The sequence below is a fragment of the Mesorhizobium sp. M1295 genome (genome assembly GCF_040318135.1).
Lineage (GTDB): Bacteria > Pseudomonadota > Alphaproteobacteria > Rhizobiales > Rhizobiaceae > Mesorhizobium.
The window spans coordinates 14,996-28,903 of record NZ_JAMYLU010000004.1; the positions used below are offsets into that span (position 1 = coordinate 14,996).

12 protein-coding genes are annotated in these 13,908 nt (G+C 62.6%); 8 read left to right on the top strand and 4 right to left on the bottom strand.

Translation table 11 applies throughout. The features are described from left to right. Positions 1-268 precede the first annotated feature (268 nt). From NKH29_RS07455 to NKH29_RS07465, 3 genes are all read right to left on the bottom strand, one after another. Entirely contained in the window at positions 269-2,080 is a 1,812-nt protein-coding gene (locus NKH29_RS07455) for a HipA domain-containing protein (RefSeq protein WP_352999310.1), read from the bottom strand. 204 nt (positions 2,081-2,284) lie between these two features. Further along, entirely contained in the window at positions 2,285-2,761 is a 477-nt protein-coding gene (locus tag NKH29_RS07460; RefSeq protein ID WP_352999312.1) for a hypothetical protein, read from the bottom strand. Continuing rightward, on the bottom strand, positions 2,748-3,044 hold the full coding sequence (locus NKH29_RS07465; protein ID WP_352483872.1) for a hypothetical protein: 297 nt from the start codon (positions 3,042-3,044) through the stop codon (positions 2,748-2,750). Before NKH29_RS07465 ends, NKH29_RS07460 begins: the two co-directional genes overlap by 14 nt. Positions 3,045-3,135: 91 nt before the next feature. Here NKH29_RS07465 and NKH29_RS07470 point away from each other — a divergent pair, with 91 nt between their 5' ends. From NKH29_RS07470 to NKH29_RS07500, 7 genes are read left to right on the top strand one after another with little or no spacing between them, the layout of a single operon-like run. Then, positions 3,136-4,341, top strand: a complete 1,206-nt coding sequence (locus tag NKH29_RS07470; RefSeq protein ID WP_245278510.1) for an ROK family transcriptional regulator — start codon at positions 3,136-3,138, stop codon at positions 4,339-4,341. Continuing rightward, positions 4,338-5,597, top strand: coding sequence for a M20 family metallopeptidase (locus NKH29_RS07475; RefSeq protein ID WP_023717077.1), 1,260 nt, complete (start codon positions 4,338-4,340; stop codon positions 5,595-5,597). The genes NKH29_RS07470 and NKH29_RS07475 overlap by 4 nt, the downstream gene beginning before the upstream one ends. 33 nt (positions 5,598-5,630) lie before the next feature. Further along, positions 5,631-6,692, top strand: coding sequence for a substrate-binding domain-containing protein (locus tag NKH29_RS07480; RefSeq protein WP_352589191.1), 1,062 nt, complete (start codon positions 5,631-5,633; stop codon positions 6,690-6,692). Positions 6,693-6,751: 59 nt separating this feature from the next. Continuing rightward, entirely contained in the window at positions 6,752-7,813 is a 1,062-nt protein-coding gene (locus NKH29_RS07485; protein ID WP_031193416.1) for a substrate-binding domain-containing protein, read from the top strand. A gap of 35 nt (positions 7,814-7,848) precedes the next feature. Further along, complete coding sequence (locus NKH29_RS07490; RefSeq protein ID WP_023717074.1) at positions 7,849-8,823, top strand: ABC transporter permease; 975 nt, start codon at positions 7,849-7,851, stop codon at positions 8,821-8,823. A 12-nt stretch (positions 8,824-8,835) separates the two neighbouring features. Further along, a complete protein-coding gene (locus NKH29_RS07495; protein WP_352494326.1) occupies positions 8,836-10,035 on the top strand; it encodes an alanine racemase in 1,200 nt (399 codons plus the stop codon). A 9-nt stretch (positions 10,036-10,044) separates the two neighbouring features. Continuing rightward, positions 10,045-10,797 (top strand): ATP-binding cassette domain-containing protein, encoded by a 753-nt coding sequence (locus NKH29_RS07500; RefSeq protein WP_036244138.1) that lies wholly within the window; start codon positions 10,045-10,047, stop codon positions 10,795-10,797. 104 nt (positions 10,798-10,901) lie between these two features. On the opposite strand, the gene NKH29_RS07505 is transcribed toward NKH29_RS07500, so the two are convergent. Then, complete coding sequence (locus NKH29_RS07505) at positions 10,902-13,292, bottom strand: thiamine pyrophosphate-binding protein (protein ID WP_352589189.1); 2,391 nt, start codon at positions 13,290-13,292, stop codon at positions 10,902-10,904. 129 nt (positions 13,293-13,421) lie between these two features. Between NKH29_RS07505 and NKH29_RS07510 the strand changes: the two genes are divergently transcribed. Beyond that, a complete protein-coding gene (locus tag NKH29_RS07510) occupies positions 13,422-13,895 on the top strand; it encodes an Lrp/AsnC family transcriptional regulator (protein ID WP_352515862.1) in 474 nt (157 codons plus the stop codon). The last annotated feature ends 13 nt before the right edge of the window (positions 13,896-13,908 follow it).

Consider the following 13,908-nt stretch of genomic DNA (forward strand, 5'->3'; position numbering starts at 1 on the left):
GCTGGTATATCAGTTCGTCTGAACAAAGAGGGAGAGCCGTCCACATACGGCGATGTGTGAACGCCTGCCCGAACAGCCCGCCGCCGACGATGAAGTTGTTGGGGCTATGAAGCTTGAAGAGAAACAGTTCGCCCGGTTGGAGCGCTCGGAACTGCGACCGCCCCCCCGGGCTGCCAGAAGTTCACCTCGTCAACGTCCTGGCGGCGCGACAGAAATTCGAACCAATCTAGATCGGTGACGCCGACATAGATCTTGATCCCATGGGTGCTCATGAAAACGCCTCAGCGCGGTCGCGCACGATCGCCTTCACTCGCTCCGCCGCTGTTTGAGCGGGATCAGCCCGTTCGGCAAAGGACGGCAGAGCGAGCATGCGCGCTGCTTCGCGCAGGGCAGCGGCGATCGAACCTATCGCTTCTTCCGCGCGAGTGACCGGCAACTCGATCGTGCGCGCGAGAGTTAGAAAGTCCTGCCGTGTAAGCCGGTCGTCCTTACCGTTGAGCTTCAGCGCCATACGATCGCCACCAAGCCCCGGAAAGACGCGGGTCGTCACGGCGTCGTAAAGGGATGCGAACCGGACGGTCTCGAACCGCTTGGAGCCAGGGCCTGCAATCTTGAGGAGCGCCAGGTTCTTGAGATGCATGTCCCCGTCGGCGATCAGCCACGCGAAAAACGCCCGGCGGAACAAGGTCTCGATATCGGCGGCAGGGTCGGTCGAAAGCGGCCGCAAACCGCGCGCCATGCGTTCGATTGTGCCGTCGTATTTGGCTGAGGTCGGCAGATCGAGAACCGAACAGAAGTCCTCGAGCGCTAGGAAGCGTCGATCATCGGGCCCGCGTCGCACGTCGAATCGCTCGACGACCAATGCAGGTGACATCCCATCCGGCATGTCGATGAGCGCGGCGGCCGGAACCTCGAAGCCCGCTGCGCGACCAAGTTCAAGACAAAGCCATTCGACGACCGGCAGCATTTCGAAGCCCGCGGTTCCGGCCGGCTTAAGGATGTGAGTGAATGGCAGATCGATCGCGGGTAGCAGCGCGCCGTCCGATGCCAAATTCATCGGCGCCTTAATCTGGACACCCGATAATCTCGGCATTTCCGCGCGCGCAAACAGCTGAGCCAAGTTGTGCTCGAACGTCTCCTGGATCTCGCCTCGCGACGGGCCGACGTATCGACCAGTGAAGCGCCCATCGTCGGTGAACGCGACAAGTTTGGTGTCGAGTTCGTCTCGCGGCAGGACGTTAAGCTCGGCTTGGCTCTCGACGACCGCGATATTTGACATGTAGCGCTTGCCGCTTCGCAGCGCTTCGCGTTCATCCCGCTGACGGAGCACTTGCGCGAGCCATCCTTCTGGGAGGAGCGACTCGATGAAAGCCGGCAGCTTGCCTGGTGCAGTCTGTCGAACGAGTGGCGGGCCGCTGCGCCTCACAGGCTTCCAGCGCCACTCGAATCCATCGTGGATTAGACGACCGAGAGGATCCCCATGCCATGCCACAAGGAAATCCAGGGCCGCCTTGTTAACGGGGCCCTTGGCCGCCGCCGGGCGCGCAATCAGATAACGCTCAGCGCCCTCCCCTTCGCGGTACCATCCGTTCTCGCGGGCCAACGCCCAGACCGCGTCAGCGGCCACCTGTGGCGAGCCGTGTTCTTCTATGAGTCTTGCCGCCATGTCGGCCCGCATCAGTTCGGTGATGGCGCTAGCATGCTCGCTCCGCAAGCGGAATGCTTCCAGGAAGCGTTGGCGCGGCGAGGAAACGTCAACTCGCAGCTCGCCAAGATCGTCCCCTACCACCGCAGAGGCAGTCGAAGGATGGGGAGGCGCCTCGTTTTGGATTATTTCGAGCGTCCGTAGCCGGGTTCGTTGATTACGCCGACCGCTAACGAACAGGCGGCCGTCAGGTGTGGGAGCAAGAAGTTGGGCAGAGGCCGATGATAGATAGGCAGTAGGATAGAGGTAGCGCGCGATGCGTACGGCGTGGCCTAAAACTGCTTGCTCAACGTCGTCGCCTGATCGTGCATAAACACCGCGGACGAGCGGGACGAGTTCCCCTACCACCGCTAGCGCAGAGGCGTCAAGAGTCAAGGACTTTCTCGAATCTGAAATGCGAGAAAGTCATGCCTGTCTACGGGCGTCGCCAGTCTGCTCGGCCGCATTCTCGATCTGCTTTTGCCGAATGCACTGGTATTACGGTCGAGCAATGGAGCCCCGTCGAATGAGGGCTCGCGCCGAGCGGAAGCGACCAGTCCAGTACGGGTCATGCCCCTGCCCTGCGCACTTTTCCGCAGATCAACGTTCGTTGTTGTCATCCTCATAGCCTTCATAGTTGTCCTGCGGCGCATAATATTCCGCTGCGTCATAGACTTGGGTCTTCTTGTAGCGCTCTCCAGGCCAACCGCAGCGAGGCGCGAAAAGCCGTTGATCATCAAGCCGCAGGCGATGCACTCGAAACGATTGGGCAGATATCTGCGTCTCGGTGATCTCGCCGTCCTCGAGTTTCTGTGTCGGCGCAGTGACGGGCTCACCCACGACCAAAGCTTGGGAAGCGCACGATGGACAGTTCACCCGATGGCCGGCCGGGCGGATTGCCCAACCGGCCGCCGACTGGCTGAGCGTGGTGCGCTCCTCGTTGCTCTTGGCGGCCCAGGCGTTCTTGTGAGCGTCGACATCTCCCAGGACCGCCTTAGCGCCGTCATCGGCAGCGGCGGCGATGAGTTTGGCGGCGACTTTCGCCTCGGCATCCCCGATGAAGTCAGGCAGTGACATGCCCATCGAACCAAGGAGAACCTCGCATAACCGCCAGGCGATCGATGGATTGCGGTGCAATCTCGCAATTGATGAGCCCGTCGGCGACGACGATGCCGATATCGGACGACTTCACCTTCCTGAGCTTGGCAAGCGAGCGGTCGACGATCGGGTGCGGCGACGCAGCTTGGTCATCGCCACCAACGCCGCAAATCGGTAACACCTGGTAGTCGCCTTCGAAGGGCTTCCTGCTTTTCACCGGGACGTTAGATCGCCAGCGCTGCTGTTTTTCCCCGGTGTACAAACCCCTCTTTTGAGCGGCCAGTTGACTGCCGTCCAAAATGATTATTAAGTTCGGTGACAGAACGAATTAATCGGAGCTGCTGTTGAACGACGTGCCACGCATTTCTCGTCAGTTCTCGCAGCGCTCCGTCATGGAGGCGATCGTGCAAGGTGGGCCGATCTCGCGCGCTTCAATCGCAAAGCAGACCGGCTTGTCTAAGCAGACAATCTCTGAGATCGTCAGGACACTCGAGCAGGAAGGCTGGGTGCAGGAAACGGGGCGCACGAGCGGACATGTCGGACGCACGGCTGTCACTTACGAACTCGTATTTAACGCGGCCTACATCGCGGCGGTCGACCTCGGCGGCGCCAAAGTCCGGGTCGCCCTCACCGATCTTGCCTGCCAGATATTCGCGGAGGAAACGGCGCCGACCGATCCTCGGGGCGGACAGTTCGTCGTCGACCAGATCGTGGATCTAGCGCTTCAGGCGGCCCAGAGGCACCGCATCTCGCGCACAAAGATAAGGCTGGCGGTGATTGGTGTTCCCGGTGCACCCGACAAGAAGACCGGCCGCGTCCTGCTTGCCCCGAATATTGCCGGCTTTGGCACAATGAATGTCGTTCGCGCTTTCGAGCACGCATTCGGGTTTCATGTGGTGATCGAGAACGATGTCAATCTGGCGGTGCTCGGCGAGAACTGGCAGGGGTGCGGCCGCGGTATCGACAATCTCGCCTTCATAGCGCTGGGTACCGGCATCGGCAGCGGCCTCATGGTTGGAGGCAATCTGGTGCGGGGCGCCAGCAATGCAGCCGGCGAGATGGGCTTTTTGCCGATTGGCGCCGATCCTTTCGCGCCGACATCGTTGCGCGCCGGCGCTTTCGAGCGCGTGGTCGCAACCAACGCCATGGTTGAACGCTACGCGGCGCTGACGGGCAACATCGTCAACGTGCCGACGATTTTCCACAGTGCATTGGCCGGAGACAGGCATGCCGCGACGGTGCTCGACGAAACCGCGCGCTACCTGGCGCAAGGCATTGTGGCCATAGCGGCAATTGCCAATCCGCAAAAGGTCGTCCTGGGCGGCTCGATCGGGCTGCGGCCGGAAATCCTGTTGCGCGTTAGGGACCTGCTGCCGCGCTGCTTCCCCTATCCTATCGCCGTTGAGGCCAGCGAACTCGGGTCGCGGGCAGCGCTCATCGGCGCCGCCGCCATCGGGCTCGGCCAGTTGCACAACAAACTGTTCGGCGTCGACGCGCCCGACGGACGCATTTCGCTTCCCCCAGCCAGTTCGGCCGTGCTGCGCGAGGCCACGCTATGACCGCTTCAAAGGACATCACCGCCCGCTTGCGCGCCGCCCTCGATTGCGACGCAGCGGTGGAGCTTCTGCAGGGGGCAATCGGCCGCGAAAGCATAACCGGTCACGAAGAAAACTTTGTCGCCTTCCTTGAACACCGCATGCGCATGCTTGGCTTGAGCGAAATTCGGCGTGCGGAATTCGCGCCCGGCCGGCCCAATGTCTGGGGTGAGCGCAAAGGTGCCGGCGCCGGCAAGCGGCTGCTCTTCATCGGCCACACCGATACGGTTCATGTCGAGGGCTGGCGCGAGCACTGGGCTGGCACCGCCAGGCAGGATCCGTTTGCCGCGCCAATGATCGACGGGCAGATCTGGGGCCGCGGCGCCGGCGACCTCAAGGCCGGCATCTGCTCCGCGCTGTCGGCACTCTCTCTGCTCGACACGGCCGACATCGAACTGGCCGGCGACGTTGCCTTTGCCTTCGTCGGCGACGAGGAGAGCGGCCAGCCTGGAATCGGCGTCTCCGCCGGCATCAAGGACTTCGTCGGCCGCATCGAGAGAGGCGAAGTCGTGGCGCCCGATTTCATCGTCTATGTGGAGCCTACCCGCCTTTCGGTTTATCCGGCCCAAATCGGCTTCTTCATTACCGACATCACCGTCACCGGACGATCGGCCTATTTCGGCGTACCCGAACTCGGCAAGGATGCCTTGCGTGCAAGCCACGCCGTCATGAGCGCGCTGTGGAAGCATTCGGAAGATGTTGCAACCAGAGCCGAGCACCCGCTGATTGGGCGTGGCTTCCTGCTGATCACCGGGCTTGCGGGCGGAGGCTACATCGCGGTGCCCGAACGCTGCACGTTGTCGCTGATCCGCAAGCTGTTGCCCGGCGAGTCACTGGACGAGGCCGCCGCCGAAATCGAGGCAGTGGTGCGCGGCGCCATCACCGATCCTGAAATCATGTTGGCGTTCGCCTATCCGGCAGGCCGCGATCATCCGCTCGGGGGTAACGCCGCCGAGATTGCACCTGACAGGCCGGAGGTCGGCGCCCTTGCTGCCGCCATGGCCCGATCGATGGCTGGTCGCGGCGCCATCGAAGGCGCGCCATTCTGGTCAGAGTCATCATTTTTCACCAACCGGCTCGGCATCCCCGCCGTGTACTGCGCGCCAGGCGACATTCGCAACTGCCACACCTTCGACGAACACGTCGATGTCGAGGAATATCTGGCGGGCATCGTAGGCTTCGCCCGGTTCATGGCGGAGTATTGCGGCGTTACGGAATAAAGGACAACTGAGAGCGAAAATGGGAGAACTACCATGCTGATAGACAGACTTGTTGCTACAGCACTTGCAGGCAGTCTGATGCTGTTGGCCGGCGGAGCCGGCGCACAGACAGTGGGACCGAGCGGCGAGACGGCGACGCCCAGCGCCGAGGTTACTCTGTCGGACACAGATCTGGCCGCAGTGAAGGAGAAGGGCTACAAGGCCGCGCTGCTGTGGCACACCTCGTCCGACTTCACCAATGCGGTCAGCGCCGGCGCCAAGGATGAATTTGCCCGTGCTGGCATTCAGATCGTCGTGACCACCGACGCCGGCTTTGACGCGGCGCGCCAGCGCAGCGACATCGAAACCGCGCTCGCAGCCAAGCCAAACGTCATCCTGTCGCTGCCCCTCGATCCGGTCACTTCGGCCGAGGCTTTCCGTCAGGCGCTCACCGACGGCACCAAGCTGGTATTCCTTTCGAATCTGCCGAAAGGCTACAAGCACGGAACCGACTATGCCGCCATCGTCACTGACGACCTGTTCCAGATGGGCAAGCACGCGGCCGATGCACTGGCCAAGGCGCTCGATGGCAAAGGCAAGGTCGGCTACATCTTCCACGACGCCAGTTACTATGTGACGAACCAGCGCGACCAGGCTTTCAAGACAACGATCGAGAAGGATTATCCCGGTATCAAGATCGTCGCCGAGCAGGGGATCTCCGATCCGGCGCGGGCAGAAGAGCTGGCCAGCGCCATGCTCGTGCAGCATCCCGATCTTGACGGCATCTACGTCACCTGGGCCGAACCGGCCGACGGCGTGCTGTCGGCCTTGCGGGCAAGCGGAAACACCAAGACCAAGATCGTCACGCTCGACCTCGCCGAACCGGTGGCGCTCGATATGGTCAAGGGCGGCAATGTGACCGCACTGGTGGCCGACAAGGCGTATGAGCTCGGTCGCGCCATGGCCGCTGTCGGCGTCAAGGCGCTGCTCGGCCAGGAGACGCCGGCCTTCGTCGTTGCCCCGGCGCTTACCGTGACCAAGCAGAACGTTGCGCAGGGCTGGAAGGATTCGTTGAACCGCGACGCACCGCAATCGGTGCTCGACGCGGCCAAGTGACAGGCGAATGCCGGCGGCCAATGAGGGCCGCCGACACCATAAAAACAAGGGGAACTGACATGCGCACAGCAATTGGAATGTTGTCGGCACTGGTAGCGCTCGTCGCCGCCAACGCCTTCGCAGCCGACGGCACCACCACGGGACCGAACGGGGAAAAGCCGACGCCGGCAAAGAGCGTCGTGCTCACACCAGCTGAGGAGCAGCAGATCAAGGACGGCAAATACACCGCCGCGCTGGTCTGGCATGAGATGAGCGAATACACCAACGCGGTGAACAGCGGCGCCCAGGACGAGTTGAAGCGGCTCGGCATCACGGTGGTCGCTCAGACCGACGCCGGCTTTGATGCAGCCCGGCAGAAATCCGACGTCGAGACAGTACTCGCCAAAAAGCCCTCGATTATACTGTCCCTACCGGTCGATCCCGCAAGTGCGGCCACCGTCTATGATCCTGCGCGCCAGGCCGGCGTGAAATTGGGATTCGTCGACAATTCGCCAGCAGGCTACGTTCACGACAAGGACTATGTGACCATCGTTTCGGACGACCTTTTCCAGATGGGCAATAAGGCCGGGATCGCAATGGCCGACGCGCTCGGCAAGCAGGGCAAGGTCGGCTACATCTTTCACGATGCCGATTTCTACGTCACCAACCAGCGCGATGGAGCATTCAAGCACACAATCGAGCAGGACTATCCGGACATGAAGATCGTAGCCGAGGCCGGAATGGCCGACCCCGCGCGCAGCGAGGAAATCGCGCAGGCGATGATCACACAGCACCCAGACCTCGATGGTATCTACGTCACCTGGGCTGAGCCGGCGCTTAGCGTGCTGTCCACATTGCGGGCGGCCGGCAACAGCCACACCAAGATCGTCACGCTCGACCTGAACGAACCGGCGGCACTGGACATGGTGAAAGGCGGCAACGTTGCGGCACTCATCGCAGACGAAGCCTATGACATCGGCGTGACGCTCGCACGCGCCACGGCCGCCTCGTTGATCGGCAAGAAGGCCGCGCCGTTCATGGTGGTCGATTCCCTCGCCGTCACCAAGGACACTGTCAAGGACGGGTGGAAGCGGTCCCTCAACAAGGACGTGCCCGCGACCATCGCGGCCGCCATGAAGTAGCGGCAGACAATGGCGCCCCGCCGGAGGAAGTGAGAATGTCGAGTATCAACACCAGCCCCGGCCGGGCAGCGAGCTTGGTCAGCCGCTTCAACCTGCAGCAATATGTCGTCTATCTCGGATTTCTGGCGATCTTTCTGTTCTTCGCGATCGTACTGAAGGACAGCGGTTTTCTGACGGTTCGCAACCTGTCGAACATCGTGCTGCAGACGGCACCCGTGACGATCATGGCGATCGGCCTTGTCTTTGTCATGTCGGCGGGCGAGATTGATCTTTCGATAGGTTCGATCGTTGCCGTGGCAGCTCTTGCTGCCGCGGTGGCGATAAACGCCTGCGGCTTGGTGGCCGGGGTGCTGGCTGGCCTCGGCGCCGGCCTGCTGATCGGCCTGCTCAACGGCGCCCTCGTGGCTTACGTCAAGTTGCCTTCATTCCTGGTAACGCTGGCGACGCTCGGGCTGTTTGCCGGCGTATCTCGCTCGATGACCGATTTGCGGTCGATCCCGGTCACCAACGACGCCTTCACCGGCTTCTTCGGCTCGGGTTCTTTGCTGGGTGTTCCGTCCTTGATCTGGTGGACGGTCATTGTCGTTGCGATCGCGCATCTCGTCTTTCGCGAGACGCGCTTCGGCGCCCATGTGCTGGCCACCGGCGACAACAGCCGTGCCGCCAGTGTTTCCGGCATCAGCGTGGCGCAGATAAGGCTGGCCGTTCTGACCATAAGCGGCGGGCTCGCCGGCCTTGCCGGGCTGCTCTATGCCGGCCGGCTGCAGGCCGCGAAATATACGCTCGGCGAAACCGACCTTATGACGGTGATAGCGGCCGTCATTGTCGGCGGAACCCTGCTCAACGGCGGCAAGGGATCGATTGTCGGCGCGCTGGTCGGCTCGCTGATGATGGGCATGCTGAACAACGGCCTCATCCTGATGGGCCTGTCCGTCTCCGATCAGATGATCGTGCGCGGATTGATCATTCTTGCGGCGGTCGCCGTATCGCTGCGCGAAAAGTCGCGTTGAAGGAGTTTTGTCATGTTCCTCGCTGTTCTGCGGCGCCGCAATCCGAGCTTTATAGAAAGCGCCATGCGCCTGCACCAGGAAGGAAAGCTGCCGGCTAATTCGTATGTGCTCGACCTCGATGCCGTCGAAAGCAACGCCCGGGTCCTGAAGCGCGAGGCCGACCGGTTTGGACTGAAGATTTTCGCCATGACCAAGCAGGTCGGCCGCGCCAGTTCGTTCTGCCATGCGCTCAAGCGCGGCGGCATCGATCAGGCCGTTGCCGTCGACATGGCCTGCGCGCGGGCAACGCACAGAGCCGGCCTGAGGCTCGGTCATCTTGGCCACCTGCAGCAGATCGCAAGGCACGAGGCCAATGCGGCGGCCAAAACGTTCAGGCCGGACTATTGGACCGTCTTCAACGACACCAAGGCTGAAGAAGCCGCTGCCAGCGCAAGGCTCGCCGGGTACACGCAAAACCTGCTTGCCCGCATCCGCGCCGATGGTGACGTTTTCTACCGCGGCCACGAAGGTGGTTTTGAGGCGGCCGATATCGCCGCGGTCGCCGAAAAACTGGATGGTCTCGACGGCGCACGATTCGCTGGCATCACCACCTTCCCGGCGCTGCTGTTCGACCAGACCACGCGAAAGGTCCTGCCGACACACAATCTGGCGACACTGGGCGGAGCTGCCGAAGCGCTCGCCAAGTCCGGCCGCAGCAACATAGAGGTGAACGCGCCCGGCACGACGTCGAGTGTCCTGCTTGGCGCGCTGGCCGAAGCCGGCGCCACGCAATGTGAACCGGGCAATGGCTTGGCCGGCACCACCGCGCTGCACGTCATGGAGGATCTGCCGGAGCTCCCTGCCGTTCTGTATTTGACCGAGGTGTCGCATTTGTCTGGCGGCAAAGCCTACTGCCTTGGTGGCGGCTTCTATATCGATCCGATCTTTCCGGACTATGAGGTGAAGGCAATCGTGTCCGCAGATCCCACCACGGCCGCCGCCGCGCTCAGAAGCGTCGAGGTGCCGCCGCCTGCGGCAATCGACTATTACGCAATGATTGACGCTAGCGGCGCCAATGCTCCACGCCCCGGCGACACGGCGGTGTTCGGCTTTCGCGGCCAGGCGTTCGTGACCCGCGCCTACGTGGTCGGCATCTCCGGTGTCTCAAAGGGGGCCCCCCAAGTCGAAACGATCGAAAACGGTTTTGGCGAAACCGCTGCCTGGCCCGTCTAGGAGCAAGCGATGAACGCGACCATGACCGGCACGGCCCCTGTTTTGCAGCTGCGCGACATCCGCAAGAATTTCGGCGGCCTGACCGCCATCGAAAATTTCTCGCTCGAGCTCTATCCCGGCGAAATAGTGGCGTTGGTCGGCGATAACGGTGCCGGCAAGTCGACGCTGGTCAAGATCGTGACGGGGGTGCATGCTCCGACATCCGGGACGATCATCATCGAGGGGCAGGCGGTGGCAATGTCAAGCGCCACCATGGCGCGCGCCCACGGCATTGAGGTGGTCTATCAGGACCTGGCGCTCGCCGATCAGCAGACCGTCTACATGAACATGTTTCTTGGCCGCGAGCCGGTGAACCGCTTCGGCCTGCTCGACCGACGCCGGATGATTGACGACACCGAAAAGCTGGTGAAGGATCTCGACGTTCGCATCCCATCGGCTCACGCCACCATCCGCGATCTCTCGGGCGGCCAGCGCCAGGGCGTGGCGATCGCGCGCGCCACGCACTGGGCAAGCAAGCTGATCCTGCTCGACGAGCCAACCGCGGCGCTCGGCGTTGCCGAAACCGCCAAGGTCGAGACGATCGTTCTGTCGCTGAAGCAGCGCAATATTGGCGTGCTGATCATCAGCCACAGTCTCGACCAGGTGTTCAGGCTCTCAGATCGGATCTGTGTTCTGCGACGTGGCAAACAGATCGGCGTGCGCAAGACCAGCGAGACCGACAAGAACGAGATCGTCGCCATGATCACCGGGCTTCAGCACTAGCCTGGTCGATAGAGGCGCGCCGTTCCAGATACTGCGTTACCCGAGCAGTGAGTGGCATCACTTCAGATCCACGATCAGGCCTCGGCCAGAGAATGTTGCCAGCATCAATCTAGAGCACGCAGGTAGCGAATGGGGCGACCGCCGGCAATCCGGTCGGCCGCTGTGGCTATGGAATTGGCGTCGATGCCGAAATGCCCGTAAAGGTCGCCGATCGTGCCCGACTGGCCAAAATGCTCGACGCCGAGACTACGCGTGCGATGGCCGTAGACCGAGCCCAACCAGCCGAGCGCGGCCGGATGGCCGTCGGTGACGGCGACGATGGCGCAATGCGCCGGAAGGTCGGCAAATAACCTTTCGACATGGCTCCTGGCATGAACAACGCCGCGTTCGCGTGCCCGGCTCGCGGCAGTCCAGCCTGCGTTCAGCCGATCGGCCGAGGTCACCGCCAGGAGACCGACATCGCGACGGTCCTCCGCCATAATGCCGATAGCCTCGATGGCTTCCGGCGCAACCGCGCCGGTATAGGCAACAATTACTTCGGCATTAGGACCCGGATGCCGCAGCCAGTAGCCGCCGTCGATGATCTCCTGCTCGAGTACGGGCGTCACGCTACGCGTGATCTGCTCGACCGGGCGCGTCGAGAGCCGCAGATAGACCGAGCCGCCGGTCTCGTCGCGCAGCCAGGTGCGCTCCGACTGCACGGCGTCGCCGTCGCGCTGCATATAATCCAGGGCAAAGCGCATGATCACGCCCAACTCGTCGACGAAGGCCGGCTCGTAGGCGGCAAGCCCGTCTTGCGCTATGCCGATCAACGGTGTGGCGATCGACTGATGCGCCCCGCCTTCCGGCGCCAATGTGACCCCCGAAGGCGTCGCGACAAGGAGGAAGCGCGCGTCCTGGTAGCAGGCATAGTTGAGCGCATCGAGACCGCGCTGGATGAACGGATCGTAGAGTGTGCCGATCGGCAGCAGCCGTTTGCCGAAAACCGAATGCGACAGCCCAAGTGCCGACAGCAGGATGAACAGATTATTCTCGGCGATGCCGAGTTCGATGTGCTGGCCGGAGGTGCCGAATTCCCATTTCTGCGCCGAGGCGATGCGTTCGCTGCGGAAAGTGTCCGCGAGTGACTGACGCGCGAACAGGCCGCGCCGGTTGACCCAGGGGCCGAGATTGGTCGAAACCGTGACATCGGGTGATGCCGTGACGATCGCGTCGGCGAGCGGCCCGCCAGCCCGCGCAATCTCGTCCAGAATTCTGCCGAAGCCGACCTGCGTGGAGACGCTGCCTTTGGCTTCCGCGACGAGACGACCAGGGATCACGATGCGCTGGGCGTGCCGGCGCCGCTGGCCCTTTGCCGCGAACGGAACGGCATCGAGGAACCCTTGCAGCTCCAAATCCCCAACAGCCAATCCCTCGAAGGCGTCCCACTCCCGCCCGTCGCCGACCGACATCGAGGCGCGAAGGACCGCCATCTGATCCTTGGTCATCAGGCCGGCGTGGTTGTCCTTGTGGCCGGCGAGCGGCAGGCCGAAGCCCTTGATCGTGTATGCAATGAAGCAAGTCGGTCGATCGTTGCGGCGTGCCGTCCCGAAGGCCTCGATCAGGCCTGGCAGGTCATGGCCGCCGAGATTGGTCATCAGCGCGGCGAGCTCGGCATCGGAGCGCCGCTCGAGAAGCGATGCCAGGCCCGGCTTGTCTCCGATGTCGGCGATCAGGCGCTTGCGCCAGGCGGAGCCGCCCTGATAGGTCAGCGCCGAATAGAGCTGGTTCGGGCAGGCGTCGATCCAGGCCTTTAGCGCCTCGCCGCCCGGTTCGGTGAAGCAGGCTTCGAGCAGCGAGCCGTATTTCAGGATGACGACGTCCCAGCCGAAATTGCGGAAAATGTTCTCGAAGCGTTCCCAAAGGCCTTCGCGAACCACGGCATCGAGGCTCTGTCGGTTGTAGTCGACGATCCACCAGCAGTTGCGCAGGCCGTGTTTCCACCCCTCCAACAGCGCCTCGAAGATGTTGCCTTCGTCCATCTCGGCGTCGCCGATCAGCGCCACCATGCGGCCCTCGGGCATGCTTTCGTCGCGGGCGCTGAGATAATCCTGCACAAGAGAGGCAAACAGCGTCTGCGCGACACCGAGCCCAACGGAGCCGGTCGAGAAATCCACGTCGTCGACATCCTTGGTCCGCGACGGATAGCTTTGCGCGCCACCGAGGGCGCGAAACCGTTCGAGCTTCTCCCTCGTCTGGTTCCCAAGGAGATACTGGATAGCGTGGAATACCGGCGAGGCATGCGGCTTCACCGCAACGCGGTCGTGTGGCCTCAGCACCGAGAAATAGAGCGCGGTCATGATCGTCACCAGCGAGGCCGAGGATGCCTGGTGCCCGCCGACCTTTAGGCCGTCGGTGCTTTCGCGCAGATGATTGGCGTTGTGGATCATCCATGCCGACAGCCAGAGCACCTTTTTCTCCAGCGCCGAAAGTGCCTCCAGTTTTTGCTTGTCCATTCTGCAAGACTCCCGGTTGCGATCGCCGCAATCATAGGGCTGACCAAAAACCGATTGTCGCTAAACTTGCATGAGATTGGCAGCTGAGTTAGCTGTTTTCGCCAACATCGACGACAGGAGTGACGTTTCGTGCCAAAAAGCCGACTGGACGATATCGACCGGAAGATCATCGCCGCGCTGCAGGTCGATGGCAGGATGACGGCGCAGCAGCTTGCCGACCAGGTCGGCCTTTCGGCCTCGCCCTGCGCCCGCCGGGTCCGCCTGATGGAGGATATGGGCGTCATCACCGGTTACGCCGTGCTGATCGACCAGGATTTGGTCGGCCTGCCAATCTCGGTGTTCGCCTCAATCAAGCTGGAACGCCAGCGCGAGAACGAGCTGCAGCGGTTCAATGCGGCGATCGCGCGCTGGCCGGAGGTGGTCGATTGCTATCTGATGACCGGCCAGCGCGACTATCTGCTGCGTGTCGTGGTGCGCGACCTGCACGCCTATGAGCGCTTCCTGAACGAAAAGCTGACCCGGCTCGACGGCGTCGCCTCCATCGAATCCAGCTTCGCGCTTGCCCAGATCAAGCGATCGAACCGGCTGCCGGTAGAGGCATGACCTTTGCGCGTTG

Bases quoted from the DNA above. Each gene is read 5' to 3' on its own strand.
- NKH29_RS07460 (WP_352999312.1), bottom strand. From the start codon at position 2,761: ATGTCACTGCCTGACTTCATCGGGGATGCCGAGGCGAAAGTCGCCGCC.
- NKH29_RS07505 (WP_352589189.1), bottom strand. From the start codon at position 13,292: ATGGACAAGCAAAAACTGGAGGCACTTTCGGCGCTGGAGAAAAAGGTG.
- NKH29_RS07500 (WP_036244138.1), top strand. From the start codon at position 10,045: ATGAACGCGACCATGACCGGCACGGCCCCTGTTTTGCAGCTGCGCGAC.
- NKH29_RS07480 (WP_352589191.1), top strand. From the start codon at position 5,631: ATGCTGATAGACAGACTTGTTGCTACAGCACTTGCAGGCAGTCTGATG.
- NKH29_RS07490 (WP_023717074.1), top strand. From the start codon at position 7,849: ATGTCGAGTATCAACACCAGCCCCGGCCGGGCAGCGAGCTTGGTCAGC.
- NKH29_RS07495 (WP_352494326.1), top strand. From the start codon at position 8,836: ATGTTCCTCGCTGTTCTGCGGCGCCGCAATCCGAGCTTTATAGAAAGC.
- NKH29_RS07475 (WP_023717077.1), top strand. From the start codon at position 4,338: ATGACCGCTTCAAAGGACATCACCGCCCGCTTGCGCGCCGCCCTCGAT.
- NKH29_RS07485 (WP_031193416.1), top strand. From the start codon at position 6,752: ATGCGCACAGCAATTGGAATGTTGTCGGCACTGGTAGCGCTCGTCGCC.